This is a genomic window from Brevundimonas sp. TWP1-3, from assembly GCF_049896085.1.
Taxonomy (GTDB): Bacteria; Pseudomonadota; Alphaproteobacteria; order Caulobacterales; family Caulobacteraceae; genus Brevundimonas.
The window spans coordinates 848,221-875,204 of record NZ_JAFCTP010000002.1 but is presented as its reverse complement, the minus strand read 5'-3'; the positions used below and the strand labels follow the sequence as shown (position 1 = coordinate 875,204).

The following is a 26,984-nucleotide window of genomic DNA, read 5'->3' as shown; positions in this document are numbered from 1 at the left end:
CCGGATGAGCGACGAAAACGACAAGACCAACGAAGGCCAGGGCAACACGGGCGGCGCGCCGTCCCAGACGGGGCCGCGCGCTCCGCTGAGCCTGAAGCCGCGCGTTGTGGGATCGGTCCCGACCGGGACCGTGAAACAGAGCTTCAGCCATGGCCGATCCAAGACGGTGGTGGTCGAGACCAAACGCCGTGCGGGCGCCGGCGGACCGCAACGTCCGCAGGGCTTCGATGTCGCACGTCCGCAACAGGCCTCTCAGGCGCCGCGTCCGCAGGGTCAGCGTTCGCCGCAACCCGCCGGCGGCGCCCTTTCGCCCGAGGAGCAGGAAGCGCGCCGCCGCGCCATCGCCATGGCGACCCAGGCCAACGCCGCCAAGGCTGACGCCGCCGCCGCCGCCAAGGCTGCGGCTGACGCCGCCGCTCGCGACCAGGCCGCCGCCACCGAACGCGCCGCTCAGGCCGCACGCGACGAAGCCGCCGCCGCCAAGGCCGCTGCCGAAGCCGCTCGCGCCGAGGCCTCCAAGCTGACCGCAGCCGCGCCTCAGCCCGTCAAGCCTGCGCCCAAGCCGGCTGCGCCTGTCGCTGCCGCACCGGTCGCCCCGACGCCGGCTCCGACGCCTGCACCGACCGCCGCCGCCACGCCGGCTCCGGCCGCCCCGGCCCGTCCGGCGGCTCCGGCTCGCCCGGTCGTCAACTTCGGCCAGCGCGTGCCCAAGCCCGGCAATCCCCAACGCGCCGCGCCCGAGCGTCCCGCCTTCGGCGGCCGTTCGGCCCGTGAACAGGCGATGGGCGGCGGAGATCGCGCCTATTCGGATCGTCCGCAGACCGACCGCCCGCAAGGCGCACGTCCGGCCCCCGGCGGTGCAGGTCGTCCGCAAGGCGCCAAGCCGGCCGAGCCCGTTCGCTATTCGGCCCTGAACCCGCGTCCGGCCCCCGGCGCCGCCCGTCCCGGCGGCGCGCGCACCGGCCCTGGCGGCCGTCCGACCCCGAACGCACCCCCGGCCGAGGCCAATGTCCTGCGTCCAGCCCGTGCGCCCGGCGCCGGCTTCGGCCGTCCGGTCGGTCGCGACGACGATCGCGAGAAGCGCTTCTCCGACGCCGGCAAGGCGGTCAGCCGCACGCGCGGCGAGCCGAAGCGTCGCGAAGGCCGTATGACCATCCAGTCCGTGGTCGGCGACGGCGACGCCGCCGAGCGGATGCGCTCGCTGGCCTCGGTCCGCCGCGCCCGCGAACGCGAGAAGGAAAAGCGTAAGGGCGGCTCGACCGACGCGCCGAACCGTCCGCGCGAAGTGGTCATCCCCGACGTCATCACCGTTCAGGAGCTGTCCAACCGGATGGCCGTGCGCGGCGTCGACATCATCAAGTTCCTGATGAAGCAGGGCCTGATGATGAAGATCAACGACGTGATCGATTCCGACACCGCCGAACTGGTAGCCGAAGAGTTCGGCATGGCGGTCAAGCGCGTCTCGGAATCCGACATCGAGTTCGGCTTCCTGGGCGACGCGGACGACGCCGAAGCGGACGATGTCCGGGCTCCGGTCGTGGCCATCATGGGCCACGTCGACCACGGCAAGACCTCGCTGCTGGACGCCCTGCGCACGACCGACGTCGCGGGCGGCGAAGCCGGCGGCATCACCCAGCACATCGGCGCCTATCAGGTGCGTCTGGAAGACGGCCAGAAGGTCACCTTCCTGGACACCCCGGGCCACGCCGCCTTTTCGGCCATGCGGGCGCGCGGCGCCAATGTGACCGACATCGTGGTTCTGGTCGTGGCCGCCGACGACGGCGTCATGCCGCAGACGATCGAAGCCATCCAGCACGCCAAGGCCGCCAATGCGCCCCTGATCGTGGCCGTCAACAAGATGGACAAGCCCGGCGCGACTTCGCAGAAGGTCGTCAACGAACTGCTGCAGCATGAAGTCATCGCCGAAAGCCTGGGCGGCGAGACCCAGATCATCGAGGTCTCGGCCAAGGAACGGATGAACCTCGACGGCCTGCTTGGGGCCATCCTGGTCCAGGCCGAGGTCATGGACCTGCGCGCCAGCGCCGATCGTTCGGCCGAGGGCGTGGTCATCGAGGCCAAGCTGGACAAGGGACGTGGCCCGGTCGGCACCGTCCTGGTCAAGCGCGGCACGCTGAAGCGCGGCGACATCGTCGTCGCCGGCAGCTCGTGGGGTAAGGTTCGCGCCCTGCTGAACGAGCGCAACGAGCAACTGACAGACGCCGGTCCCTCCGTCCCCGTCGAGATCCTCGGCCTGGACGAGGCGCCGTCTCCCGGCGACGTCTTCGCCGTGGTGGAATCCGAAGCCCGCGCTCGCGAGCTGACTGAATACCGTCAGCGGGTGAAGCGCGAAAAGGCCCAGGTCTCGGGCGGGTCCGTGTCGCTGGTCGACATGATGTCGCGTCTGCAGTCCAAGAAGGTCTCGGAACTGCCGGTCGTCATCAAGGCGGACGTGCAGGGTTCGGCCGAAGCCATCGTCAGCTCGCTGGACAAGATGAGCACCGACGAGGTGCGCGCCCGCACGGTCTATTCCGGCGCCGGCGGCATCACCGAGAGCGACGTCAACCTGGCCAAGTCGGCCGGGGCGCCGATCCTCGGCTTCAACGTCCGTGCGTCGAAACAGGCGCGCGATCTGGCCGACCGCGAGGGCGTCGAGATCCGCTACTATTCGATCATCTACGACCTGCTGGACGACATCAAAGGCGTGCTGTCCGGCATGCTGGCGCCGCTGCAACGGGAAACCTTCCTGGGCAACGCCGCCGTCCTGCAGGTGTTCGACATCTCCAAGATCGGCAAGATCGCCGGTTGCCGGGTGTCGGAAGGCGTGGTCCGCAAGGGCGCTCGCGTCCGTATCGTCCGCGACGACGTGGTGGTTCTGGAGCTGGGCGTGCTCAACACGCTCAAACGCTTCAAGGACGAGGTCAACGAAGTCACGGCGGGCCAGGAGTGCGGCATGCAGTTCCAGGGCTTCCAGGACATCAAGGAAGGCGACTACATCGAGTGCTTCACGGTCGAAGAGATCAAGCGCACCCTGGACTAGGTCCGGGGTCGCGAGCACCGAAGGACAAAGGCCCGGAACCCAGGTTCCGGGCCTTTTTCTTTGCGCGGTTCCTGCGCATGATGCCAAGCGTGGCCGCAGACGCCGCGCGGGGATCGTCATTCATGACCAGGCCACATCTGCCGTCGGGCGATTTCTTCGGCGCGGCTTCGCGGACGGTGGAGGCCGGGGGCTTTCGCGTCGGCCTGTGGATCGCCAGCCGGCCGCCCGAGGGCGTGGAGATGCACGCCCATGACGACGCCCACTTCGTCCTGGCCCTGGACGGCGGATACCGCAGCCTGGCCCATGATCCCCTGACGCCCCGTGACGCCGCCTTCGGCCCCGGCGCCCTGGTGTGGAATCCGCCGGGAGTCGAGCATCGCGACTGTTTCGACGTCGCGGGCGGCCGCTTCCTGTCGATCAGTTTCGATCCGCCCAAGGGCGCCGGGCGCGGCGACCCAATGCGGTTGCGCGGCGCCCTGGCCGAAGGAGCGGCGCGTCGGCTGATTGGAGTAGCCGGGCGGTTTGCAGCGGGGGACGCGGTCGTGATGGAGGGTCTGACCTTGGATCTGGCGGCGTCGGTTCTGTCGCCGGGGGAGTTGGACGAGGATCCTGCGCCGGATTGGCTGTTGAGAGCCCATGACGTCCTGCACGATCTGGCGGACCAGCCGGGGCTGGAGGTGGCGACGGTCGCCCGCATGGTGGGGGTCCATCCCGTCTCCCTGGCCCGCCGTTATCGCCGCCATTTCGGCTTTTCGCCCGCCGCCGCCATTCGACGCGCGCGGGCGGATCGGGCGGCGGCCCAGATCACGCGCGGGCGGGACTTGGCCGAACTGGCTCTGGGCGCGGGCTATGCCGACCAGAGCCATATGACGCGCGAGTTCGGCGCGCTCTATGGCCTGACGCCGGCCCGCTACCGCGCCCTGTTCGCCTGATCGGTTGCATCTGTTCAAGACGGGCGGCTCCTCGCGTGGGAAGTCCGGTCGTTACTTCCCCCATTCAGGACCGTCATGCTTCATCTGCTTCTCGCGACCCTCGGGCTAGCGCTCGTCTCCGCACCCGTGATGGCCGAGCCGAACTGGCCAGTCGCCGCACCCGAAACCCAGGCGGTTTCGGTCGACGGGCTGGCGGCCATGGACGCTGCCGTCCGCGCAGGGACCTTCCAGAAGATCACCAGCGTCCTGATCGCCCGCCACGGCCGGCTGGTCCATGAGGTCTATTTCGATGATGCGGGCCGCGAGAGCCGCCGCAACACCCGCTCGGTCACCAAGACCGTCACCGCCATGCTGGTCGGCGCCGCCGTCGCGCGGGGCGACATCGCCAGCGTCGATGCGCCGGTCATGCCCTTCGTCGCGGACCACGGCCCGTTCGACAATCCCGACCCCCGCAAGGCCGCGATCACGGTCGAGGACCTGCTGACCATGAGCTCGCTGCTGGAATGCGACGACGACAATTCGTTCTCGCGCGGCAACGAGGAGCGGATGTATCTGATCGAGGACTGGGTGAAGTTCGCCATGGACCTGCCGCTTCGCGGCTTTCCGGCCTGGATTCCCAAGCCTGCGGACCAGCCCTATGGCCGGGCCTTCAGCTATTGCACCGCCGGTGTGACCACCCTGGGCGCCGTGGTGCAGAAGGCGACGGGCGAGCCGCTTCAGGACTTCGCGCAAAAGGCCTTGTTCGGCCCGCTGGGGATCGAGGGCGAGCGATGGCAGATGTCGCCGACGGGCCTGGCTCAGGGCGGCGGCGGCCTGGGCCTGCGCAGCCGTGATCTGCTCACCCTCGGTCAATTGCTGCTGAACCAGGGCCGCTGGGACGGAAGCCAGGTTCTGCCCGAGGCCTGGACCCGCGCCATGACCGCGCCGCACGCCAGCGTCGATCCGCAAAAGGGCGACTACGGCTATCTGATCTGGCTGCCGACCTATCAGGTCGCCGGCGCGCCGCATCCCGCCTGGACCATGTCGGGCACCGGCGGCAACAAGGTCGCGATCATCCCCAACCTGGACGCGGTCGTGGTGGTGACGACCGAGAACTTTGACGTTCGCAATCCGCACGGGCTGGCCGACACCCTGATCGCGGACCATGCGCTGGCGGCGATGCGCTGAAGGCACAACCTTTGCGGGCCTTCACGGTTCGAAAAGGCTGACGTGCCAAGGTGAGACCATGACCCCCGTTCAGACTCCCGCCGATCTTCGCCCCATCACCGCCCTGCGCTTTGTCGCGGCGATGTGGGTGGCCGTCTACAGCTTCTGGGAAAATCTGGCGGGCGCCGGTCAGGTCGGCCTGGTGGCCAAGGGTTATCTGGGAGTCGAGCTGTTCTTCGTCCTGTCCGGCTTCATCCTCAGCCACGTCTATCTTCAGGCGGCGGGCGAGAAGTCGTTCTCGTATAAAAGCTTCCTGTGGGCGCGGGTGGCGCGGGTCTATCCGCTGCATATCGCGACCCTGATCGGGGTCGGGCTTCTGGCCGCCGCCGCCCTGTTCGCGGGCATGAGCGTGGACGGCAATGTGCTGAGCTGGGCGTCGCTGCCCGCCAACCTGTTCATGGTCCACGCCTGGGGCGTGGCGCCGGTGGCGGGCTGGAACCATCCGTCCTGGTCGATCTCGGCGGAGTGGTTCGCCTATCTCTGCTTCCCGCTTTTCGCCTTCGTCTTCTGGCGCGCGCGTCATCGTCCGATCGCGGCCGTCGTCGGTGCGGCGGCCTTCCTGGCCATCCTCTATTTCGTCTTCGAGCAATGGGCCGGATTTGCTCTGACCGAGGCGACCATCCGTTGGGGCGCGCTTCGGATCGTGCCGTGCTTCGCCCTGGGGTGCGCCCTCTACCTCGTCTACCGCCGCGCGCCGTTGAAGGCGCCGTGGCTGTGCGCCGCTGTCTCGTTCGGCCTGATGGTGCTCAGCGCGGCGCTTGGCCTGTGGGACGGGATCACGGTTCTGCTGGCCGGCGCCCTGATCCTGTCGCTGGCGTCACTGCCCAATGAGCGCGCCGGATGGCTCGCCTCCAAGCCCGCCGTCTACCTCGGCGAGATCAGCTATTCGGTCTATATGGTTTGCGTGCCGTGGAAGCTTCTGGCCGTCGGCCTGGCCGCCAAGCTGACGGATGCGCCCGACAAGCAGCTTCAAATTTTCGTGTGGTTGGCGATTTTGGCCCTGCTGCCGGTGGTGGCCGCCGTCTCGTATCACCTCGTCGAACACCCGGCTCGCAAGGCTTTGCGCGGCATGGGCAAGCGGGGCGATAAGACTTCGGCAAGCAGTCTGAAGTCCGGCGCTACGCCGAAACAACTTGCTACCGAGCGTGAACCCGTGGCCTAAAGGGTATCCCAAAGACGGGTCGGGATACCCCTAAGCATGACGAAACGGCTCAAAGCCGCCGCGGTTGCGGCGACCCTCGGTTTTTTTGCATTGGGCGCGGTTCCCTCCAGTGCGAAGGCTGACGAGCCGTATTGGCAGTGCGTGACCTTCGCGCGCATGTTCTCGGGCATCAACATCTTCGGCGACGCCTGGACCTGGTGGCGTCAGGCCTCCGCCGGCTTCCGCACCGGTCGCGCGCCTGAAACGGGTTCTGTCCTGGTCTTCCGCCCCGAGGGCCGCATGAGCCGGGGCCACGTCGCCGTCGTTTCCGACATCCTGACCGACCGCGTGGTCCGCGTGACCCACGCCAACTGGGGCGGCAGCCGCGGCAAGGTCGAGGAGAACGTCACCGTCGTCGACGTCTCGCCCTCCAACGACTGGTCCCAGGTCAAGGTCTGGTACAATCCGATCAACGATCTCGGCACCACGGTCTATCCGACCTACGGCTTCATCTATAAAGGCGCGCGCGACGCCTTCGACGCCGGCCGTCAGATCGCCTCGAACGTCTCGGCCCAAGGCCAGCATTAGGGCCGGCGCCAAGCCGCCTTGCGCTGCCCGCCATCGCGGGCGATAGGCGAGCATGACCCAATCCAGCGACATCACCTACGCCGGCTATCTGGCGTTGGACGACCTGCTTTCGACCCAGCATCCGCTGTCGGACCAGCACGACGAGATGCTGTTCGTCGTCATCCACCAGACCAAGGAACTGTGGCTCAAGCAGATCCTGCACGAGACGGCCCTGGCCCAGCGGCTGGTGCGCGCCGGCGATCTGGTGCCCGCCTACAAGAGCCTGGCGCGGGTGTCGCGCATCCAGGCGGTGATGACCCACAGCTGGGACATCCTGTCGACCATGACCCCGGCCGACTATCTGCGGTTTCGGGGCTCCCTTGGATCGTCCTCTGGCTTCCAGAGCGACCAGTTCCGTCGTTTCGAGGCCATGCTGGGCCTGAAGGACGCCAGCTTCCTGAAGTTCCATGAGGATCGCCCCGAGGCGTTAGCCGCGCTCCAGGCCGCCATCGCCGCCCCCAGCCTGTACGATGACGCCCTGGCCCAGATGGCCAAGGCCGGTCTGCCGGTGCCCGCCGAGGTGCTGAACCGCGACGTGACCCAGCCCTATGAACCCTCGGAAGCCGTCGAGGCGGCCTGGCTGGAGGTCTATCGCGACACCGAGCGCTGGTGGGTGCTGTATCAACTGGCCGAGAAGCCGGTCGATCTGGACGACGCCCTGCTGACCTGGCGCCACAAACATGTCGTCACGGTCGAGCGCATCATCGGCCGTCGTCGCGGAACCGGCGGCACGGAGGGGGCGGCCTATCTGGCCTCGACCCTGACCAAGCGCTGCTTCCCCGAGCTTTGGTCCCTTCGCACCAAACTTTGATGTCGCAGGCGGCAACCTTCGCCGCGCCCGGCCATTTCGCCGTTCGACCGCAACAGCGGAAGGAATGGACGAGATGAGCAATCCCAACGCCCACGACATCAAGGTTCTGAACGGCCTGATCGAGACCACGCTGGACAGCGCCGACGGCTATCGCGAAGCCGCCGAACAGACGCAGGACCCTCACTATCGCACCCTGTTCGAGCGCCGCAGCGCCGAACGCCAGCAGGTCGTCGACGACCTGTCCGCCGCCGTGCGCGGCCTGGGCGGCGATCCCGAATCTGACGGCTCGATCCTGGCCAAGGCGCACCGCGCCTTCCTCGACGTGAAACACGCCCTGCTTCGCAACGACGATTCCGTCGTCGGCTCGATCAACAGCGGCGAAGGCTTCATCGCCGGCAAATACGAAAAGGCGCTGGAGGACACCGGCATTTCCGCCACCACGCGCGAAACGATCAGGCGGGCCTATGCGGCGGTGAAGACCGAGCATGAGCAGATGGAGGCGCTGAAGCACAGCCTGGAAGGCCAGCGCGACGCGGACAACCCGCTCTATCCGCAGTAGAAACGCTCACCTCCCCATGCGCGGAGGCGCATGGGGAGGACAGGCGGCCGCAGGTCGCCAGGAGGGGCGACCGGGTATCGGCCGATGAAGGCGACGCTCGACGTTCTCCACCGGGTCGCCCCCTCCTGACCGCTGACGCGGTCTGTCCTCCCCACCCGCCTTCGCGGGCGGGGAGGTGATACGAAAAAGGCCCCGGCGTTTCCGCCGGGGCCTTCGTCATCTCAGTGTCGTGTCTGAAACTACGCTTCGTCGCCCTTGGCGGCCGAACCGGTTTCCGGAACCACGACGCCCTTGACGGGGCGGACCGTCTGGCGCTCGGCGATACGGGCCGACTTGCCGCGACGATCGCGCAGATAATAGAGCTTGGCGCGACGCACGACGCCGCGGCGCTTCACTTCGATCGACTCGATGTTCGGCGACAGAATGGGGAATTTACGCTCGACGCCTTCGCCGAACGAGATCTTGCGGACCGTGAAGGTTTCGCTGATGCCGCCTCCGTCACGGGCGATGCAGACGCCTTCGAAGGCCTGGACGCGCTCGCGCTCGCCTTCCTTGATCTTCACATTGACGCGCAGGGTGTCGCCGGGTTGGAAGACCGGGATGATGCGCTCGCCTAGGACGCGGGCTTTTTCTTCGGCGTTCAGCTGTTGAACGATGTTCATGTCATTTCTCCTCGGGCTTTGCGCCCTTTAGCTGTGATTTGGCGAGATGCGCTTCCCAGAGGTCTGGTCGCCGCTCCCGCGTGGTCTCTTCCCGTTGCATCTCGCGCCATTGTGCGACCTTCTTGTGGTCGCCCGACACCAGCACCTCGGGTATCTCAAGCCCCTCGAACGTCCGCGGTCGCGTGTACTGCGGGTGTTCCAGAAGCCCATCCTCGAAGCTTTCGGACGACAGGCTATCCGCCGCGCCGAGCACTCCAGGGATCAGTCTTACGCACGCCTCGATCGCGACCATCGCCGCCGCCTCGCCGCCGGCGAGCACCGCGTCTCCGACCGAGACCTCCTCGAACCCGCGTGCGTCGAGCACCCGTTGGTCCACCCCCTCGAAACGACCGCACAGCACGACGATCCCGTCGGCTTTCGCCCATTCCTTGACGCGCGCCTGGGTCAGGGGTCGACCCCTGGCGCTCATGTACAAAAGCGGCCGTTTTGGTACCGGAAGGCTATCCACCGCCCGAGCCACCACGTCCGCCTTAAGCACAGCTCCCGGGCCGCCACCCGCGGGGGTGTCGTCCAAGAAGCCGCGCGTATCTGTGGAAAAGGCGCGAATGTCAACCGTTTCCAGGCTCCACAAGCCCTTCTCGCGCCAGGCGGTGCCGATCAACGACACGCCGAGCGGGCCGGGAAAGGCCTCGGGAAACATGGTCAGGACGGTGGCGGTGAAGGGCATGGCGGCGGCTCATACACGAAAAGCGCACCCATGCCTCCCTCTCCCGTTGGGAGAGGGCTTGAGCGCACGGCGGCAATAGCCGTCGTTCTGGCGCAAAAGGGTGAGGGTCGAACGGTGCGACCTGGCCCACCGGCCGACCCTCATCCGGCTCTTCGAGCCACCTTCTCCCAATGGGAGAAGGAAAAAGTCAGGCCGTCGGCGCTCCGCCCCCCGCCGCAATCCAGCCGTCCACCTGGTCTTCCAACACGTCCAGCGGCACCGAGCCGGAGCCCAGGACCACGGCGTGGAAGTCCTTGATGTCGAACCGGTCCCCAAGCGCCGCCTTGGCCCGGTCCCGAAGTTCCTCGATCTTCAGCTCGCCGATCTTGTAGCTGGTCGCCTGGCCGGGATTGGTGATGTAGCGCTCGACTTCCTTTTCAATGTCGCGTTCGGACAGCAGGGAGTTCTGGCGGAAATAGTCCATCGCCTGTTCGCGGCTCCAGCGTTTGGCGTGCAGGCCGGTGTCCGTCACCAGCCGCACCGCCCGCCACAGCTCGGTCGAGAGCCGGCCGAAGTCGGAATAGGGATCCTGATAGAAGCCCATCTCCTTGCCCAGCTGTTCGGCATACAGGCCCCAGCCCTCGGCGTAGGCGCCGTAACCGCCGAAGCGGCGGAAGCGCGGCAGGCCCTCGATTTCCTGGGCATAGGCGATCTGGAAATGGTGGCCGGGCGCGCCCTCGTGATAGCTGATGCCCTCGATCTGGGGCTTCAGCACCTGGGTCATGTCCGACAGGTTGACGTAATAGATGCCTGGCCGCGACCCGTCCGGCGCCGGGGAGTTATAGAAGGCGATCGAGGCCGTCGCCTCGCGGAACGGCTCCACCGCCCGCACCTCCAGCGCCGCCTTGGGCAGGGTCGAGAACCACTGCGGGGCCGCCGCCATCACCTGGGCGATGAAGCCGCGCGCGTCGGTCAGATACTGTTCCTTGCCCTCCGGCGTGTTCGGATACTGGAAGCGCGGATCGGTCTTCAGGAAAGCAAAGAATTCCTGCAGCGTGCCGGTGAAGCCGACCTGGGCCTTGATGACTTCCATCTCTTCCTGGATGCGGGCGACCTCGTCCAGGCCGATCTGGTGGATCTGGTCGGCGGTCAGGTCGGTGGTGGTCGAGAGCTGGAGCCGGGCGTTGTAATAGGCCTCGCCCTGCGGCAGGCGCCACACGCCCGCGTCGCTGTCGGCCTTGGGCTGCACCTCGGCCAAGGCCGTCAACACGGTCTCGAACCCGGCCTTGTAGGGGCCCGTCAGGGCGGCGCGTCCTTCGGACAGCAACCGGTCCTTGGTCGCCTGGTCGGCCTCCAGCGCCGCGACCTTCTTGTTGAAGTCGGCCCAGACCGGATTGTCCGCGCCACCGTCGAACGGCGCGCCGGAGACGACGTTGCGGGTGTTGGCGATGGAGGGTTCGAAGACGAAGCGGGGCGAGACCACGCCGGCCGCCGCACGCTGACGCAGTTCGTCGGCGACCTGGCCCATCTGGACTTGGGCGGCGCGCAGACGGCCGACATAGGCTTCGGCGTCGGCGACGCTTGAGACGCGGTGGTTGTTGATCAGGAAGACGGGCAGGCTGGTGGTCGGATTGCCGTTGGCGGCGAACTGAAAGCCCCAGTCGCGCCACTGGTTCGACAGCCGCGCCTGCTGGACGCCGTATTCGAACATCCGCCACGACAGCCGCGCCTGCGGACCCAGCTTCTCGGGATCGAAGCCGGCCTTCATCTGCGCCAGCTGGGCCTCCTGAAGGGCCAAAGCCCGGTCTGCGGCGGCGTCCGACACATCGTCCAGCTTGTCGTAATCGGTCTTGATGCCCAGCGAGGTCATCTGTTGCGGGCTCAGCGCGATCCGCGCCTGGAAGGCGTCCTCGAAGAAGGCGTTCAGCCGTGCGTCCTCGCTTTGGGCCTCGGCTGCCGGCGTCCCCGTCGTTGTCGCCGCCGGCGTTTGGGCCATTGCAGGCGCGGCGGACAGCACCGCCATCATGGCGGCGGACGAGATCAGAAGACGACGCATGGACAACCTCTCGTGAAACAGGGGCTCACCTTCGGGCGCGCGTTCGCCGGGCGCAAGCCGCCAATGTCGCAGGCGTTGCGGCGATCCGACACGTCCGGACGAAATTCCAATACGGCGTCGCTTGATGCAACCCAAGTTCAAGGTCGGCGTTTGGACGGAGCTTGACCATACCAACAAGGGGTTCACACCATGCGCAAGATCATCACTCTGACCATCGTCGCCGCCGCCCTGGCCGTGTCGGCCTGCAACACCATCGCTGGCGCCGGCCGTGATGTCTCGGCCGCCGGTTCGGCCGTGACCACCGGCGCGAACGACGCCAAGAACTAAGCTTCGGCGAAAGCTGACGCTGCAAAGGCCCGTCGGATCCCGGCGGGCCTTTCTCGTATCCGTCGCACGACGGTGTTACGGTTCGGCGTCAGACAGGAGACGGACGATGGGCTTTCTCGACAATGTGGTGAAGGGCCTGGGCGACGACGCCGCAGGGGGCCTTGCCGACCTGCTCAAGGGTCAGGGCGGCGTCGGCGGACTGGCAGAAAAGTTTGGCCAGGCAGGCCTGGGCGACGTGATCGGCTCCTGGGTCGGCACGGGTCCGAACGCCAATATCTCGCCTGAGCAGATCACGGCCGTCCTGGGCCACGGCCCCATCGCCGACATCGCCGCCAAGATGGGCGTCTCGCCCCAGCAGGCCGGCGAGACCCTGGCGGGCCTGCTGCCCGAGGCCATCGACCGCCTGACCCCCGGCGGTCAGATCGACGGCGCAGACGACCTGCTGGGCAAGCTGCCGGGCGGGCTTGCTGGCGGCTTGGGCGACATGATCGGCGGCTTCCTCAAGCGGTGAGGCGTGAGAAGGGCTCACCCTTTTTCGCGGCGAGGATGAAGGCTATGGCGTTGCCGAAGTCTCCGCCTGCGGTCGCTGTCGGCGCAAAAGAATCCAGCACAGCAAGACTGCAGGCACACCGACCGCAGCCGTCGCGGCGAAGAACAGAGCGTAGGCTTCCATGAGAGGGCGTCCTTGCTCCAGTCCTTCAACTGCCACGCCCGACAAACCCTTCAGGAATTTGCCGAGCAGGGCGTAAAACGAGCTTAAAAGGGCATATTGCGTCGCCGTGTAGCCGATGCTGGTCAGGCTGGCCATGTAGGCGACAAGGGCCGCGCCGGCGAAACCTTCGGAAAAGTTTTCCACGAACAGAACGCCGCCGAAGACCGGCGTCGACAGGCCGACGACCGCCATGACCGTATAGCCAAGGTTCGACATCGGTCCGATCAGGGCGCCCAGCAGCAGGGTTTTGCCGAAGCCAAACCGGACCGAGAACAGACCGCCCGCAGCGATGCCAAGCAACGACGCGACAAGCCCGACGCTCAGGCGCATGGCCCCGACGGTTTCCTTGGCCAGCCCCAGGTCGGTGTAGAAGGGGCCAATCATCGGCCCCATGACGAAGTCCGGCAGACGATAAAGGCTGATCGCCGCCAGCATCAGGATCGCCGCCCCACCGTGAGTTTTCAGGAAGGTGACAAACGGGCCGACAATTGCGTCGAAAAGGCCGCGGGGTGAGAGCAGCGACACCTGTCCCGTGACCTGCTCCAAGGTCCGGCGATCCACCGGCTCCTTTGCGAACAGGGTCGCGATGACGGCGATCCCCATAGCCGCGCCATACAGGCCGTAGGCGCCATTCCAGCCGATGCCGGAGGCGACGAAGAGGATCAGCGCGTTGCCCGCCAGTATCGCCGCGCGATAACCGAGCTGGAAAGCCGAGGTCAGCAGACCCTGATCCTCGTCGCTCTCGGCGCTCTCGATCCGCCAGGCATCGGCGACGATATCCTGTGTCGCGGCCGAGAAGGCCGTCGCCAAGGCAGCCGCACCCAAAAGGGTCAAGCCGCCTTCTGGTCCGATCAGGGCCATGGCGATCAACGAAAGGCCGACGGCGATCTGGGACAACAACAGCCAGCCCCGACGCCGTCCCAGCCGGCCCAGCAATGGCACATCGACCCTATCAATCACCGGCGCCCAGAGGAACTTCAGCGAATACGCCAGGCCCACCCAGGAGATGAAGCCGATCGCCGCCAACTCCGTCCCGCCCTCACGCAGCCACATGCCGAGGGTGTTGCCGACCAGCATGAAGGGTAGGCCTGAGCCGAGGCCGATCAGCAGGGTGATTAGTACGCGTCCGCGCCCCAGCGCCTTCAGGACATCAGTTGCTCCGGCCGCCTTTTTGGGCGTGGTCTCTGCGGGGGTGGCTTGGTCGGTCATGCACGGCTCCGGCGCGGCGGCCGGAAACGCGGGCGCCTGTAACTCAGCCGACCTTGGCGCGGATGTCGCGCTTCGTCCAGCGGGCCAGGGCGGCGCGCAGGGCGTCGGCGTCCAGCGGCTTGACGATATGGTCGTCCATGCCGGCCTCCAGACAGGCGCGGCGGTCCTCGGCGAAGGCGTTGGCGGTCAGGGCCAGGATGGGCGTCGTGTCGCCCCCGGCGCGGATGGCGCGGGCTGCGGCGGGGCCGTCCATGCCCGGCATCCGCATGTCCATGAAGACCACGTCGTAGCGCGCGCGCTTCAGGGCCGCGACGGCTTCCTCTCCGGTGGCGGCGGTCTCGACGGTGCAGCCTTCGCGGCGCAGCAGGGTGCGGGCCAGAAGCGCGCCGACGGGATTGTCCTCGGCCAGCAGCACGCGAATGCCGGCGAACTGAACGGGCGAGACGCGGTCGTCCTCGACATGGGCTGCGATGGGGGCGGCGCTTCTGTCGCCCGTCTCGGCGCCGATGGCCGCCAGGACCCGCTCGGCCAGGGAGGCGCGGCGCAGCGGCTTGATCAGATAGCCGTGGAAGCCGGCGGATCGATAGCGGGCGATCAGGTCGCGCTCGGATGGTTTCAGCAGGACGATGCCGCGACCGGCGGCGGGCAGGGCGGCCAGGCTTCCCACCGTGGCGTCGGCGTGGTCGATCAGGGTCACCGGCGCCTGGTCGGCGATCGTGCCGCCAGAGGCCTCGATCTGGGCGCTGGCGGCGGACAGGACGAAGGGGTCGGGCGAGCGCACCGCGACTTTATGATTCCGCAGCGGCTTGTCCCGCGCCACGGCGACGGCGGCGAAGGCGGCCTCGAAGCGGAAGCGGGCGCCCTTGCTGGATGTGGCGCCGTCCGGCCGGTCCTCGACCCGCACCGAGCCCTCCATGGCGGCGGCCAGTTTGCGCACGACCGCCAGCCCCAGGCCGGCGCCGTCATGCCGCACGGCGTCGGAGGAATCGGCGTGACCGAACTCCTCGAAGATGCGCGCGCGGGCCTCGGGCGCGACGCCCGGCCCTGTGTCGTCGACCAGGAAGGCCAGGCGCGGGCGGGCCGCGCTGCCGCCGGCGCGTTCGACCGTGATCCGCACGCCGCCGGTCTCGGTGAACTTCACGGCATTGCCGGCGAGATTGAACAGAACCTGGCGTAGCCGGCCTTCATCGGCCAAAACATCGGGCGCGTCGGCGGCCACCGACCAGACGATCTCCAGGCCCTTGTCGTGGGCGCGCGGGCTAAGCAGTTCGGCGACGCCGCGGACCAGCCCTTCCAGATCGACCGGAGCCAGATCGAACTCCAGCGCCCCGGCCTCCAGGCGCGCATAGTCCAAGAGGTCGTTGACCAGACCCAGCAGATGTTCGGCCGACTGACGCGCGTTTTCGGCATAGGCGCGCTGGGCGCCGTCCAGCCGGGTCCGTTGCAAGAGGTTGATCATGCCGATGACGCCGTTCAGCGGCGTGCGCATCTCGTGGCTCATCAGCCGCAGGAACTGCTGGGCGGGATCGACAGGCTGCACAGCCTGATCCTCGATCCGCTTCGTCTCCGTGCGTCGCGCCATGGCGGCCTCCCCCATCGCCACAGACCTTAGGCGCGACGGGTTAAGGATATCTCCTCGTCGCTCACGAATGAAGGAACGGGGTCTGCGCGCCGTCGTCTTCACGCATTCCGAACGCTGCGTCGTTTCGGGACGCCACGCGCCGGTCGAAATCGGCCTCGGCCCCGACGGTGTTGCGGCGATAGATCAGGGCCTCGGCGATGTGGCGGCGCAGCACGCCGGTGCAGCCGTCCAGATCGGCGATGGTGCGCGCCAGGCGCAGGGTGCGGGTCCAGCCGCGCGCCGTCAGTCCGCCCGCCTCGCCCGCCCGCATCAACAGCATGCGCCCCGCCTCGTCCGGGGTGGCGAACCTGTCCAGCGTGTCGCCGGTCGCGCGCGCGTTCAGGCCCTGGGCCGGGTCCAGCCCCGCCTCGCGCACCCGGTCCTCCTGCATGGCGCGGGCGGTCGCGACGCGCGCCCTGGCCTCGGCCGTGCCCTCGGCGGGCGGCGGCAGGGCCATGTCGGCGGCGGTCACCGGCGGGGTCTCCACCGTCAGGTCGATCCGGTCGAACATCGGGCCCGACACTCGGTTCTGATAGTCGCGCTGGCAACGCGGGGCCTTGCCGCAAGCCCCGCGTCCGGCCCCGCCCATGCCGCAGCGACAGGGGTTCATCGCCGCCACCAACTGGAACCGCGCCGGATAGCGGATGTGGGCGTTGGCGCGGGCGACCACGATCTCGCCCGTCTCCAGCGGCGCCCGCAGCGAATCCAGGGCCTGGGCGCTGTATTCGGGCAGTTCGTCGAGAAACAGCACGCCGTTGTGCGCCAGCGACGCCTCGCCCGGCTTGGCGCGCAAGCCTCCGCCGGTCAGGGCCGCCATCGAGGCGGAATGGTGCGGGCTTCTGAACGGTCGATCCCGTGTCAGGGCGCCGCGCTCGATCAGGCCGGCGACCGACCAGACCATCGAGGTCTCCAGCAGTTCCGACGAGGTCAGGGGCGGCAGAAGGCCCGGCAGCCGTTGCGCCATCATCGACTTGCCCGATCCCGGCGGGCCGATGAACAGCAGGTTGTGACCGCCGGCCGCCGCGATCTCCAGCGCGCGCTTGGCGCTTTCCTGGCCCTTGACCTCGCGCAGGTCGGGCACGGCCTTGCCGCTGGCCAACGGGCCGGGTTCGGGCGCACGCAACACCTGGGTCCCCTTGAAGTGATTGACCAGGCCGATCAGCGAACGCGGGGCCAGTATGCGCGCCCCCCCGGCCCAGGCCGCCTCCGGTCCCGTCGCCTCGGGGCAGATCAAACCCAGGCCCATGGCGTCGGCGGCCACGGCGGCCGGCAGGGCCCCGCCGACCCGCGCGATCTGTCCGTCCAGCCCCAGCTCCCCGATGGCGGCCCAGCCGTCCAGGGCGTCGGGCGCGATCACCCCCATGGCCGCCATCAAGGCCAGGGCGATGGGCAGGTCGAAATGACTGCCCTCCTTGGGCAGGTCGGCGGGCGCCAGATTGGCGATGATCCGCGCCGCGGGCAGGGCCAGGCCGATGCCGGAAAAGGCGCCGCGCACCCGTTCGCGGCTCTCGGCCACCGCCTTGTCCGGCAGGCCGACGATTGTGAAGACCGTCTCGCGGTTCTGGCCGACCAACTGGACCTCGACGTCCACGCGCCGGGCCTCCACCCCGTCGAAGGCGACCGTGACAACCCGTGCGACCATGACGTCCTCCCGCTTCCTGCGAGAGAACGAACCATGAACTGAAATCTAATTCAAGTGGCGGTCACGCAACCTGTGCGGCGCGGCGGGCTTCGATGGCGTCCCACATCAGGGCCGTGGCGTCGATGCCGGTGAAGGTCTTCAACTGCTGGGCACCGGTGGGAGAGGTGACGTTGATCTCGGTCAGATAGTCGCCGATCACGTCGATGCCCACGAAGATCAGGCCGCGTTCCTTCAGCGTCGGGCCGATGGCCTTGCAAATCTCCAGGTCGCGCGGGGTCAGCTCGACCGGCATGGCGGTGCCGCCGACGTGCAGGTTCGACCGCACGGCCCCGGCCGCCGGCACGCGGTTGATGGCGCCGACCGGCTCGCCTTCGATCAGGATGATGCGCTTGTCGCCCTTGGACACGGCGGGAATGAACTTCTGGATCACCAGCGGGTCGCGGCTGGCGCCGGCGTGGATCTCGATCAGGGCGTCCAGATTGGGATCGTCGGCGCGCAGCTTGATCACGCCCGAGCCGCCGTTGCCGTGCAGGGGCTTCAGCACCACCTCGCCGTGCTTCTTGTGGAAGGCGGTCAGGGCCACGGGATCGGCCGAAATCAGCGTCGGCGGCTGCAGACCGGGGAAGGCCGTGACCATCAGCTTCTCGGGCGCCGAACGCACCTGGGCCGGGTCGTTGACCACCAGGGTCTTCGGATGAACCGTCTCCAGCAGATAGGTGGCGGTGACATAGGCCATGTCGAACGGCGGATCCTGACGCATCAGGATGACGTCCACGTCCTCGGCCAGATCCAGCTTTTCCCAGTCGCCGAAATCGACGTGGTTTCCCACCTCGCGGCGCACGGTGATCGGCCGGGCGCGGCAGTAGAGGCGGCCCTCCTCCAGCGCCAGGGTGCGGAAGTCATAGACCCATTGCTTGTGCCCGCGCGCCTGGGCCGTCTCGGCCATCAGGAAGGTGGTGTCCCCGGCGATATCGACGGCCTCGATCGGGTCCATCTGGATGGCGACTCTGAGGGTCATTTTTCTTGGGCCTATCGCGCGTTGCGCTACTTGAGGCCCGTTGGGCGCGCCGCGCTCCGGGCCAGTGAATGTTCGGTGTCGGTGCGGCGGTCAGTCGAGCTGACGCGCTTCCTCGGCCAGCATGATCGGCACGCCCTCGCGGATCGGATAGGCCAGTTTGGCGCCGGCCGAGATCAGCTCGTCCGCGTCGCGGTCGTAGGTCAGCTTGCCGCGCGTGACGGGGCAGACCAGCACCTCAAGCAGGCGGGGATCGACGGACACAGGCGTCTTGAAGGCGTCACTCATGGCGGTTTCCTGAAAGCGTGGCCGCTTTTATTGCATGGACGGCGCGGCGTCGTCACCGGCGTCGGCGGCGTCGATGCGGAGCAGGGCGGTCAGGGCCTCGGCGCGGGGCATCAGGCCCATGGCCTCCAGCAGCGCCTGTTTCTCGGCCGGTTCGAACGGCAGGGCCATCGACAGGCTGTTGACCAGGGCCTCCATCGGCGCGCTCTCGGCCGTCTCCCAGTCGATGTCCAGCAGGCGGTGGGCCATATAGGCGCGCAGGGCGTCCAGGAAGGCCTCGCGGTCGAAATCAGGCTCCTCGGGTGGAGAGACCAGATCGGATTCATAGGCCTCGAAGGCGGCGCGGATCTGGCGATAGGGCGCCTTGGACGGCATCTCGGCGGCGATGCGGAACCGCGACACCCCGGTCAGGGTGATCAGATACCGCCCGTCCGAAGTCTCGGCGAAGCTGGTGATCCGGCCCGCACAGCCGATCGGCGACAGGCTGGGCAGGGCAGGGGTTCCGCCATTGGGCTGGACCAGGCCGATGATCCGGTCGCCGGCCATGGCGTCGTCCACCATGTTCAGATAGCGAGGCTCGAAGATGTTCAGCGGCAGTTGCCCGCGCGGCAGCAGGATGGTCCCGCCCAGCGGGAACACCGGGATCACCTGCGGCAGGTCGAGCGCTCGAACATAGCCCTGGGGCATTATTTCTCCTTGGGCCTATCGCGCTTCGCGCTACTTGAGGCCCGCCTAATGAGCCTACGAAAACAGGATCGACGACAGCCGGCGCCGCCCGTCCTTGGCCACGTCGGAACTGACGCCCGCCGCTTCGAAGATGACCAGCAGCTGCTTGCGCGCCGCCTGTTCGTTCCACTCGCGGTCGGCCTTGATGATGTGCAGCAGATTGTCGACCGCGCCCTGGAAATCGCCGGCCGCGCTCTGGGCCTCGGCGAGATCGAACCTGGCCTGGTGATCGTTGGGATCGGCCGCAACCTTGGCCTCCAGCTCGGCCGAAGCGCCTGACGGGGCTTTCGCCGCCAGGGCCAGCTGGGCGCGCACGCTCTGGACCGTCGGCTCCTTGGAGTCCTGCGGCGCCATGGCGATGGTCTGCAGCGCCTGTTCATGGTCGCCGCCCGCCAGATAGACCCGCGCCATGCCGGCGATGGCCTTCTCGTTCTCGGGTTCGATCGACAGGACATGGGCGAAGGCTTGCGCCGCGCCGCCGAAGTCGTTCAGGCCAAGGGATTCCTCGCCCAGCTCCAGCAGTTGCGCCGTCTCGGTGGACCCGCCCTGACCGCCGGTCAGCTTGTCGATGAAGGCCTTGATCTGGCTGTCGGGGATGGCGCCCTGGAAGCCGTCCACCGGCTGGCCGTCGACGAAGGCGTAGACGGTGGGGATCGACTGCACCCGCAGCTGGCCCGCATAGGCCGGATTGGCGTCCACATCGATCTTGACCATCTTCACCGCCCCCTTGGCGGCGCGCACATTCTTCTCCAGCGCCGGCCCCAGGGTCCGGCACGGCCCACACCAGGTGGCCCAGAAATCGACGATGACCGGCTGATGCTTCGACGCCTCGATGACGTCGGTCATGAAGGAGGCGTCGGTGCCTTCCTTGATCAGGTCGTCGCCAGAGCGGCCGGGGGTCAGGGTCGGATCGAGCAGTGTCATGGGCGAAGTCCGTGCAGGGTCGGTCAGGTTCAACGATTCAGATGGCGTCGGGATGCGTCGGCATCAAGCGGCGAATTGGTCGCGCCGGGATTTCAGACTCGGGCCGCAGAAAACTGAGTCTAATTCGTCTGAATCGTCTGAAAACACCGCCCGCTCCCCTGCTGATCGGTCCTGAACAGCGAGATGGGGCCTCGGTCGCGGGGTTCAAGCTGTCGGTGGCGCGACGAAAAGGACCGGCGCTGCATCCGTTCGGGCCGCTGGACGCCTCCTGTCCTTTGAGCCTGAGTTCAGGGTCGTCACGAGTGAGAAGCCATGATCATCATCGCAGCGATCCTTGTGGCATCACTGGCGGGCGGGCCTGAGTCTCCCCCGACCCCCGCCGTCGAGGTGGAGCGGGCGGACGAGGCCTTCTGGGCCGCCTATAATGACTGCGACCGCGAACGGATGGCGGACGCCTTCACCGAGGACGCGGAATTCTATCACGACATCACCGGCCTGACGCGCGGGCGCGACGCTATCGTTGCCTCGCTGATGAGCGGACCGTGCGGGACGGCGGGCCAGCATCTTCGCCGCGAAGTCGTCGAGGGCACGGTCCAGGCCTTCCCTTTGGCGGACCGCAACATCTTCCTCGTCGGGGACCATCAGTTCTACGTCCGTCAGGACGGCAAGGCCGAGCATATCAGCGCCCGCGCCCGGTTCGCCGATGTCTGGCGTCGCGAAGATGGGCGATGGCGGATGGCCCGGGTGGTCAGCTACGACCACGGCCCGCCGCCCTATGCGCCGCCGCCCGCCGATGCGGCATTCGATGCTGCGCGCCTGCCGTTATACGCCGGTCGATATCGGTCGCCGGACTTCGGCGACGTGATCCTGTCGGTCGAGGGGCGGGGCTTGCGGATGCAGTCCGGCGACCTGTCGCTGGTCCTCTTTGCGATCAGCGAGGCGCGTTTCGCCGCGACGGACCGGGATCTGCAGTTCGCCTTCAATGGCGACGAGGTGACGATCTTCGACGGCGGCCAGGCGGTGACGAGGGCGCTAAGGCAACGCTAGAAATGTCGGAAGCCTCAGTTCAGGGCTTCGAAATCCACTACCACCGGCTCTCGCCCCAGCAATTCCAGCACCCGCCGGAACGCCGCCTGATCCAGCGCCGTCGTCGCCGTATTGGTCAGGGGGTGGAAGTTGACGATGTCGGCGTCCCACAGGCGGCGGTCCAGGACGAAGGTGACGCGGCGGTCGATGTCGTTGATCAGGCCGAGCGCCGTGACGGAGCCGGGGCGGACGCCCAGGGTGTCCCACATCAGGGTCTCGTTTCCGAAAGACAGGCGGCCGGAGCCCATCGCGCCCGCCGCGCGTTTCAGGTCGATGACCGTATCCTGGCGGGCCGAAATCAGCCACAGCCGGCTCTTGTGGTCCTTCAGGAACAGGTTCTTGGTGTGGGCGCCGGGCAGGTCGGCCTTGAGGTCCAACCCCTCCTCGACGCGGAAGACGGCGGGGTGGTCGTGGATGACGTGATCCACGCCGTTCGTCTTGAGCCAGACGGTCAATGTTTCGCGGTCGAAAGCGGGTTCGTCAGTCATGGTTGAGCCGTCGGGTTTCGGGCGTTAGGAAATGATCATGGTCGATACCGTCAAGACACGCCCGCTGGAACTGGAATGCTATCCGATGACGGCCCGGCCGCCGGACCTCGTGCCCGGCCGCCAGTCGCGCAACTGGATGGACGCCTTCATCAGCCGCCACCCGTATCGGTGCCTGCCGCTGAACATGGCCAACACCACGGGGTGGGAAATCCTGTGTCCGTTCGGCTTCTCGGCCGAATGGAACGGCGGCCCGCGTCAGGAAGACATCGTCATCACGCCGGACCGACCCCAGCACGATCTGGACCATTTCGTCACCTCGCACTTCTCGCGCGGCGTCCTGACCATGCATCCGCAATATCTGTTCCGCACGCCGCCGGGCTGGGGGATGATATGCTCGGGATCGCCCAACCATGTGAAGGACGGCATCCAGCCGCTGGTCGGCCTGATCGAGACCGACTGGCTGCCCTTCCCCTTCACGATGAACTGGATCTTCACCCGGCCGGGCCGGATCACCTTCGAAAAGGGCGAGCCCTTCTGCTTCATCAATCTGATCGAGCACAAGAAGGTGGAGCAGTTCCAGCCGATCATCCGGACGCTGGACTCCAACCCGGTGATGAAGGGGCAGTTCGAGGCCTGGAACCGCGCCCGCACCGACTTCAACCAGCGCCTCGCCGGCGGCGATCCCGATGCGGCCAAGGAGGCGTGGCAGCGGTATTACTTCAAGGGCGAGGTGCCCGAGGCCCTGGGCACGGCGCCGGCCACCCACTCCAACAAGCGCCGGCTGAAGTCGCCGCGCGTGGGGTGAACGAAAAAGCCCCTCTCCACGCCGTGGAGAGGGGCTTTTGTCTTAGGCCGCCGGTCGCGTGACCTGCGGGCCCAGGTTCTGGATCACCTCGCGGGCGTCGAAGGCGTTGGGGTCGCCGGCGGGCTTGGGTCCGCGGCCCAGCACGATCTCGGCGTTGGCCTCGAAGCGATCGACCTGACGCACGTCGAAGTCGTTGGCGCTCCAAGGACCATAGCGATCCCACGGGCTCCAGAAGCCGCCGCGGTAGTAGCGCCACGACGGACCCCAATAGGGGCTGTAGAAGCGATTGTAGCCCGAATAGAACGGGTCGGGCGTGCCGACGAAGCGGGTGTCGCGATCGGTGGCGCGGTTGACCGTCGAGAACCAGTCATAACCGCTCTCGACCGTCAGTTCGGCCGAACGCAGCAGCAGAGACTGCTCGACCTGCTCGCGCGAGGTCAGCGAGTTGCCCGAGAAGCTGACGCGGAACCGGTCGTTCTCCAGACGTTGCTCGGCATAGCCGCCGCGCTGGCCGTTGAAGCCGGCAGGCTGATACGGGGTGGCGGTGGCGCAGGCCGCCAGCGCGAGGCCGGCGGCGACCGTCATCGCCAGGGTCTTCAGTGGAAGGGCTTTCATGAAATCAAACTCCTTGATCGCCCATTCGGGCGCGCTGACGGCTGAACGGAGCATGAATGGCGGCGTTCCCCCTCAATCTAGGACGAAGCGCGGTCGCGTCTAGATGCGCAGGGCGATCAGGACCGAAGCGGTCAGCAAAAGGGCGCCGACGAAGATCCCGAATCCGCGCTTGAACCGGGGCTGCTGCATGCGACGCGACAGGGCCGCGCCGGACAGGGCGTAGGCGCTCATGGACATCATATCCATGCCGATCACGGCGACGGCGAACAGGGCCAGCTGCGGCGCGACCGGCCGGTTCACGTCCACGAACGGCGGCAGGACGGCGGTGAAGAACAGGATGGCCTTGGGGTTGGCGATCTGGACGGCGAACCCGTCGATCAGGGCGCTGCGCCCCTTCTTGACGACCACGTGGTCAGGCTGGGCGGCGGTGGCGAAGGCGCCGCGCAGGGCCTTGATCCCCAGCCAGGCGACATAGAGGGCGCCCAGGACGGCGATGACCTTGAAGGCGGCGGGGAAGGCCTTGACCAGGGCGCCCAGGCCCAGGGCCGCCGCGCCGAACCACACCAGGGTCGCCGCATTCATCCCGACCACCCCAACCAGGGCCGAGGCGCGCCCCTTTTCGACGCCGGTCGCCACCGCGAACAGATTGGCCGGCCCCGGCGTGATCGCCATCACCGCCATCACGCCGAGGAAGGTAGAATAGAGGTGCGGATCGACGGGCAGGGCGGACATGCGGCGCGATGTCGCTGCTTAGGTCGGCGCGGTCAAGGACCTCCGTCTCCTCCCCATTTCATGGGGAGGTGGCGCGGCGCGTCTTCAGCGTCGTGACGGAGGGGTTCTGCACCGCATCACAGATCGGTGGCGCTTCAAGAGCCCCTCCACCGCTTCGCGGTCCCCCTCCCCACAAGTGGGGAGGAGACGATGGGTTACGCCGTCGGACGTTCCGGCGCTTCGGGAACCTCGGCCGCCATCTCGTCCTCGACGACGGCGTCGGCGGCCTGATCCAGAGCGTACTGGGCGACCAGGCTGTAGGTTTCCATCTGCTCGGGGGTCGGATTGGTCCAGGCGCTGTTCTCAGCGATGCCGTTGGCGGTGACGACGCCCTTATGTAAGCCGTCCTCGATCGCCTGTTTGACCTCGGGACTGTTCAGGGCGTCGGCGACCAGGGCGTCGACGTCGATGTCCTTCAGCGCCTGGGCGGCGATTTCGGATGCGTGTTTGGTCGCCTCGGCGGTGAAGGCGGCCACGTCGGGCGCATATTCGGCCCACAGGGCGGCGACGCGCTGGCCGCGCACGCTTTCGCTCAGACTTTTGTCTTCGGAGATGGCCTCGGCGCGTTCGCCGAACGCCTCCATGCGGGCCTCGAAGGCGGAGGCGGCGGTTTCCAACCGGACTTCGGCGGATTCAGGGGCGGGCGTCCCGTCCTGGGCCAGGGCGGAGGACAGGGGCAGGAGCGCCAAGGCGGCGGTCAGGCTGAGCAGGCGGATCATGGGAGGGCTCCCGTTGAATGACCCGCGCAAACTCGACCCTGCGCCGCCCCGTCTCAAGTGAAATCGCGGTAAGGCGCGGCTTACTGCGGTTGGGCGGGGGCTGCGGCGTCCGGCGCGGCGGCGGCTTGTTCGATTTCGGTGCGAACCTTGGCGGGTATGCCCTGGATCTGCGCCGCGACCGCAGCCATCTGATCGGCGGGCGCGCCCTGGGTCACGGCGAAGGCCTGAAGCTCCTGGGCGAAGGCGTCGGCTTCAGGCTGATAGCGCGCCTGGAGAGCGTCGAGATCGGTCTTGGCCTTGGCCTTGTCCGTTTGGGCGGCCGCGGCCTGCATTTCGTTGGACATGGCCTCCATCTTCTCGCCGAAGGCTTCGCCCTTGGCTTCGAACGCAGCCGCTTCCGGGCTTTCGGCTTCTTCAGTCGGCGCAGGAGCTGCGGTGGGAGCGGGCGCCGCCTGGGGCGCAGAGGTCTGGTCGGCGGCGAAGGCCGGGGTGGTCAGGGCCAGGGCGGCGACGGCCGCGACGCAAGACAGAAGACGCATGGGAAACTCCGAAACAGGCCGCTGCGCGACCAGAGAAAAGGCTTTGGTATCCGCTCTGGACGGCACAGTCCTACACCCGGATCAGATTTCAAAGACCCGATAGGGCGTGTCGCCCAACGTCCGCAGCACGGGCAGGGCGACGTTATAGACCGGCACCCCCTTGTTGGTGCGCCCCTCCGGCCCGCCACGATGGGCGTGGCCATGCACGACCAGGCTGACATTGTCATAGCGATCGATGGTCTCCGCCAGGCGCGACGAGCCCAGGAAGGCGTGGATCTCGGGCGGTTCGCCCATCACCGTCTCGACGACGGGGGCATAGTGAAGCAGCACCACCGAGCGCTCGGTGCGCAGCATGCGGATCGAATTTTCGATCAGATTGGCGTCCTCGACCGCCTCCTGCACGAAGCGCTTGACCGAGGCCTCGCCGAACGAACTGAGCATGTAACGGCCGAAACCGCCGACGAACCCCTTGCCGCCCGCAAAGCCGACGCCGTCGATCTCATAGGCCTCGCCGGTCAGCATCCTGACCCCGGCGTCGGTCAGCATCTTGGTCACATGCTCGGGCTGGCCGCACTCATGCTCGTGATTGCCCAGGACGCCGACCATGGGGATTGTGCACAGCTTCAGGTCTTCCAACAGCCGCTCGACCTCGGGCGTCTTGCCGTAGTTGGTCAGGTCGCCGCAGAGGCACAGCACGTCCGCATCGTCCGACACCCGTTCGAACAGGTCGCGATAGCTGTGCTCGGTGGCTTCGCCCACATGCAGGTCGCCAACGGCGGCGACGCGCAACTTCCTGGCGGGGCCTGGCTCCAGGCCGGGCTGGGTGGTCTGCGGGTCGGGGGGGGAATCGGTCATGGCGGCCGGTCCTCTCAGTGGCCGAGGTTGACGGGGTCGTGGCGTTCCTCCAGCCCCTTGCCCACCACGTCGCCAAAGCCCCATTCGGCGACGTCGGCGACATAGTCGCGCGGGCTGAACAGACGGCCGCGACAGACCTTCACGCGCGGCGCCGGCAGGTCGATCTGGGCCGTCAGCCGTTCGACCAGCTCCTCCATCAGCCAGCGCGGAATCCGGTCGCGCTCGGTGGGATAGGCGAAGCGGAAGTTCAGCAGATGCGCCGCCAGCACCTCCCAATAGAGGTCCATCTGATCCAGCAGGCTCTTCCAGTCGATGGCGTCGGACTGTTTGAGGATGACGTGGTTCACGTCGGCGCCGTCATAGCGATAGCGGTCCTGGATGAAGACCTTGGACAGGATCAGGGCCGTCGGCGGGGTGATCTGGACCTGATGGCCATAGACGGTGATCCGGTCCTCGCTGAACCAGCTGTCGGACACGGCGATAGTGCCGTTCGACATGGCGAAGATGACGTCGAAGAAGTGTTTCTCGTCCTTCCAGACCTTGGCGATCCAGCGCTCGTCCTCGACGTCGGTGCGGTAGCCGTGCTTCTGGAAGAAGGCCAGGATGCGGGGATAATCGCCGGGCTTGCAGAAAACGTCCAGGTCCTTGGTCGGGCGGCGGATGCCCGTATAGGCCGTCACCGCATAGGTGCCGGACAGCAGGAACGGGATGCCGCTCTCCTTCAGCAGGCGCAGGCTCTCCTCATAGAAGGCCAGTGCGTCCGCAGGCGGTTCGAACGTCGGTTCGGCGATCACGTCTGACATCGGTTCGGGCCTTTCCTGCGAGGGCAGGGAAACGGCGACGCTGAACGGCGGTTCCGCATTACTACCTAGTCCTTCCGCTACGGGATCCTTAACTCCTGAATGTCA

Annotated in this window: 28 protein-coding genes; 11 read left to right on the top strand and 17 right to left on the bottom strand. The window is 67.5% G+C overall.

What is annotated here, in order from left to right:
- Positions 1 to 4: 4 nt before the first annotated feature.
- The 7 genes from infB to ACP693_RS16145 all read left to right on the top strand — a co-directional run bounded on the left by infB (position 5) and on the right by ACP693_RS16145 (position 8,313).
- Complete coding sequence (infB, locus tag ACP693_RS16175) at positions 5 to 3,037, top strand: translation initiation factor IF-2 (RefSeq protein WP_426020699.1); 3,033 nt, start codon at positions 5 to 7, stop codon at positions 3,035 to 3,037.
- A gap of 122 nt (positions 3,038 to 3,159) precedes the next feature.
- Positions 3,160 to 3,969, top strand: a complete 810-nt coding sequence (locus ACP693_RS16170) for a helix-turn-helix domain-containing protein (RefSeq protein WP_426020698.1) — start codon at positions 3,160 to 3,162, stop codon at positions 3,967 to 3,969.
- A gap of 75 nt (positions 3,970 to 4,044) precedes the next feature.
- A complete protein-coding gene (locus ACP693_RS16165; RefSeq protein WP_426020697.1) occupies positions 4,045 to 5,136 on the top strand; it encodes a serine hydrolase domain-containing protein in 1,092 nt (363 codons plus the stop codon).
- 58 nt (positions 5,137 to 5,194) lie between these two features.
- Positions 5,195 to 6,337 carry an acyltransferase family protein gene (locus ACP693_RS16160; RefSeq protein WP_426020696.1) on the top strand — a complete coding sequence of 381 codons (1,143 nt, stop codon included), beginning with the start codon at positions 5,195 to 5,197 and terminating at the stop codon, positions 6,335 to 6,337.
- 36 nt (positions 6,338 to 6,373) lie between these two features.
- On the top strand, positions 6,374 to 6,904 hold the full coding sequence (locus ACP693_RS16155; RefSeq protein WP_135194387.1) for a CHAP domain-containing protein: 531 nt from the start codon (positions 6,374 to 6,376) through the stop codon (positions 6,902 to 6,904).
- A gap of 52 nt (positions 6,905 to 6,956) precedes the next feature.
- On the top strand, positions 6,957 to 7,754 hold the full coding sequence (locus ACP693_RS16150; protein ID WP_426020695.1) for a tryptophan 2,3-dioxygenase: 798 nt from the start codon (positions 6,957 to 6,959) through the stop codon (positions 7,752 to 7,754).
- 73 nt (positions 7,755 to 7,827) lie between these two features.
- Positions 7,828 to 8,313 carry a PA2169 family four-helix-bundle protein gene (locus ACP693_RS16145; protein WP_135194389.1) on the top strand — a complete coding sequence of 162 codons (486 nt, stop codon included), beginning with the start codon at positions 7,828 to 7,830 and terminating at the stop codon, positions 8,311 to 8,313.
- A gap of 239 nt (positions 8,314 to 8,552) precedes the next feature.
- On the opposite strand, the gene rplS is transcribed toward ACP693_RS16145, so the two are convergent.
- From rplS to ACP693_RS16130, 3 genes are all read right to left on the bottom strand, one after another.
- On the bottom strand, positions 8,553 to 8,975 hold the full coding sequence (gene rplS / locus ACP693_RS16140; protein WP_426020694.1) for a 50S ribosomal protein L19: 423 nt from the start codon (positions 8,973 to 8,975) through the stop codon (positions 8,553 to 8,555).
- 1 nt (position 8,976) lies between these two features.
- A complete protein-coding gene (gene trmD / locus ACP693_RS16135) occupies positions 8,977 to 9,702 on the bottom strand; it encodes a tRNA (guanosine(37)-N1)-methyltransferase TrmD (RefSeq protein ID WP_426020692.1) in 726 nt (241 codons plus the stop codon).
- Between the two features lie 187 nt (positions 9,703 to 9,889).
- Entirely contained in the window at positions 9,890 to 11,737 is a 1,848-nt protein-coding gene (locus ACP693_RS16130; protein WP_426020691.1) for a DUF885 domain-containing protein, read from the bottom strand.
- A gap of 189 nt (positions 11,738 to 11,926) precedes the next feature.
- Between ACP693_RS16130 and ACP693_RS16125 the strand changes: the two genes are divergently transcribed.
- Both ACP693_RS16125 and ACP693_RS16120 read left to right on the top strand, forming a co-directional pair.
- Positions 11,927 to 12,064, top strand: coding sequence for an entericidin A/B family lipoprotein (locus ACP693_RS16125; RefSeq protein ID WP_055754663.1), 138 nt, complete (start codon positions 11,927 to 11,929; stop codon positions 12,062 to 12,064).
- Positions 12,065 to 12,170: 106 nt separating this feature from the next.
- Positions 12,171 to 12,575 (top strand): YidB family protein, encoded by a 405-nt coding sequence (locus tag ACP693_RS16120; RefSeq protein ID WP_425981474.1) that lies wholly within the window; start codon positions 12,171 to 12,173, stop codon positions 12,573 to 12,575.
- 42 nt (positions 12,576 to 12,617) lie between these two features.
- On the opposite strand, the gene ACP693_RS16115 is transcribed toward ACP693_RS16120, so the two are convergent.
- The 7 genes from ACP693_RS16115 to ACP693_RS16085 form a co-directional block, all read right to left on the bottom strand.
- Positions 12,618 to 13,985 carry an AmpG family muropeptide MFS transporter gene (locus ACP693_RS16115; protein ID WP_426020690.1) on the bottom strand — a complete coding sequence of 456 codons (1,368 nt, stop codon included), beginning with the start codon at positions 13,983 to 13,985 and terminating at the stop codon, positions 12,618 to 12,620.
- Positions 13,986 to 14,028: 43 nt separating this feature from the next.
- Positions 14,029 to 15,567 (bottom strand): response regulator, encoded by a 1,539-nt coding sequence (locus ACP693_RS16110; protein WP_426020689.1) that lies wholly within the window; start codon positions 15,565 to 15,567, stop codon positions 14,029 to 14,031.
- A 61-nt stretch (positions 15,568 to 15,628) separates the two neighbouring features.
- Entirely contained in the window at positions 15,629 to 17,248 is a 1,620-nt protein-coding gene (locus ACP693_RS16105; RefSeq protein WP_426020688.1) for a YifB family Mg chelatase-like AAA ATPase, read from the bottom strand.
- A 61-nt stretch (positions 17,249 to 17,309) separates the two neighbouring features.
- Positions 17,310 to 18,266, bottom strand: coding sequence for a glutathione synthase (gshB, locus tag ACP693_RS16100; protein ID WP_426020687.1), 957 nt, complete (start codon positions 18,264 to 18,266; stop codon positions 17,310 to 17,312).
- 90 nt (positions 18,267 to 18,356) lie between these two features.
- Positions 18,357 to 18,551, bottom strand: a complete 195-nt coding sequence (locus tag ACP693_RS16095) for a Trm112 family protein (RefSeq protein WP_426020685.1) — start codon at positions 18,549 to 18,551, stop codon at positions 18,357 to 18,359.
- 27 nt (positions 18,552 to 18,578) lie between these two features.
- Positions 18,579 to 19,235: an LON peptidase substrate-binding domain-containing protein gene (locus ACP693_RS16090; RefSeq protein ID WP_135194399.1), complete on the bottom strand. Its 657-nt coding sequence runs from the start codon at positions 19,233 to 19,235 to the stop codon at positions 18,579 to 18,581.
- A gap of 54 nt (positions 19,236 to 19,289) precedes the next feature.
- Complete coding sequence (locus ACP693_RS16085; RefSeq protein ID WP_426020684.1) at positions 19,290 to 20,198, bottom strand: tetratricopeptide repeat protein; 909 nt, start codon at positions 20,196 to 20,198, stop codon at positions 19,290 to 19,292.
- A gap of 312 nt (positions 20,199 to 20,510) precedes the next feature.
- On the opposite strand from ACP693_RS16085, the gene ACP693_RS16080 reads away from it, so the two are divergent.
- Positions 20,511 to 21,245, top strand: coding sequence for a nuclear transport factor 2 family protein (locus ACP693_RS16080; RefSeq protein WP_426020683.1), 735 nt, complete (start codon positions 20,511 to 20,513; stop codon positions 21,243 to 21,245).
- 14 nt (positions 21,246 to 21,259) lie between these two features.
- Here ACP693_RS16080 and ACP693_RS16075 read toward each other — a convergent pair whose 3' ends face one another.
- Entirely contained in the window at positions 21,260 to 21,772 is a 513-nt protein-coding gene (locus tag ACP693_RS16075; RefSeq protein WP_426020682.1) for a prolyl-tRNA synthetase associated domain-containing protein, read from the bottom strand.
- A gap of 37 nt (positions 21,773 to 21,809) precedes the next feature.
- Here ACP693_RS16075 and ACP693_RS16070 point away from each other — a divergent pair, with 37 nt between their 5' ends.
- The gene (locus ACP693_RS16070; protein ID WP_426020681.1) at positions 21,810 to 22,577 is read left to right on the top strand and encodes a DUF6065 family protein; all 768 of its coding nucleotides are present in this window, start codon (positions 21,810 to 21,812) and stop codon (positions 22,575 to 22,577) included.
- A gap of 42 nt (positions 22,578 to 22,619) precedes the next feature.
- On the opposite strand, the gene ACP693_RS16065 is transcribed toward ACP693_RS16070, so the two are convergent.
- The 6 genes from ACP693_RS16065 to ACP693_RS16040 all read right to left on the bottom strand — a co-directional run bounded on the left by ACP693_RS16065 (position 22,620) and on the right by ACP693_RS16040 (position 26,879).
- Positions 22,620 to 23,192 carry a CC0125/CC1285 family lipoprotein gene (locus tag ACP693_RS16065; RefSeq protein WP_426020680.1) on the bottom strand — a complete coding sequence of 191 codons (573 nt, stop codon included), beginning with the start codon at positions 23,190 to 23,192 and terminating at the stop codon, positions 22,620 to 22,622.
- A gap of 99 nt (positions 23,193 to 23,291) precedes the next feature.
- Positions 23,292 to 23,924 carry a LysE family translocator gene (locus tag ACP693_RS16060; RefSeq protein ID WP_135194404.1) on the bottom strand — a complete coding sequence of 211 codons (633 nt, stop codon included), beginning with the start codon at positions 23,922 to 23,924 and terminating at the stop codon, positions 23,292 to 23,294.
- Positions 23,925 to 24,118: 194 nt separating this feature from the next.
- On the bottom strand, positions 24,119 to 24,682 hold the full coding sequence (locus ACP693_RS16055) for a hypothetical protein (RefSeq protein ID WP_426020679.1): 564 nt from the start codon (positions 24,680 to 24,682) through the stop codon (positions 24,119 to 24,121).
- Between the two features lie 80 nt (positions 24,683 to 24,762).
- Positions 24,763 to 25,221, bottom strand: a complete 459-nt coding sequence (locus ACP693_RS16050) for a translation initiation factor IF-2 (protein WP_426020677.1) — start codon at positions 25,219 to 25,221, stop codon at positions 24,763 to 24,765.
- An 81-nt stretch (positions 25,222 to 25,302) separates the two neighbouring features.
- Positions 25,303 to 26,076 (bottom strand): metallophosphoesterase family protein, encoded by a 774-nt coding sequence (locus tag ACP693_RS16045; protein WP_426020676.1) that lies wholly within the window; start codon positions 26,074 to 26,076, stop codon positions 25,303 to 25,305.
- Between the two features lie 14 nt (positions 26,077 to 26,090).
- Positions 26,091 to 26,879 carry a nucleotidyltransferase family protein gene (locus ACP693_RS16040; protein ID WP_135194406.1) on the bottom strand — a complete coding sequence of 263 codons (789 nt, stop codon included), beginning with the start codon at positions 26,877 to 26,879 and terminating at the stop codon, positions 26,091 to 26,093.
- Positions 26,880 to 26,984: the final 105 nt, after the last annotated feature.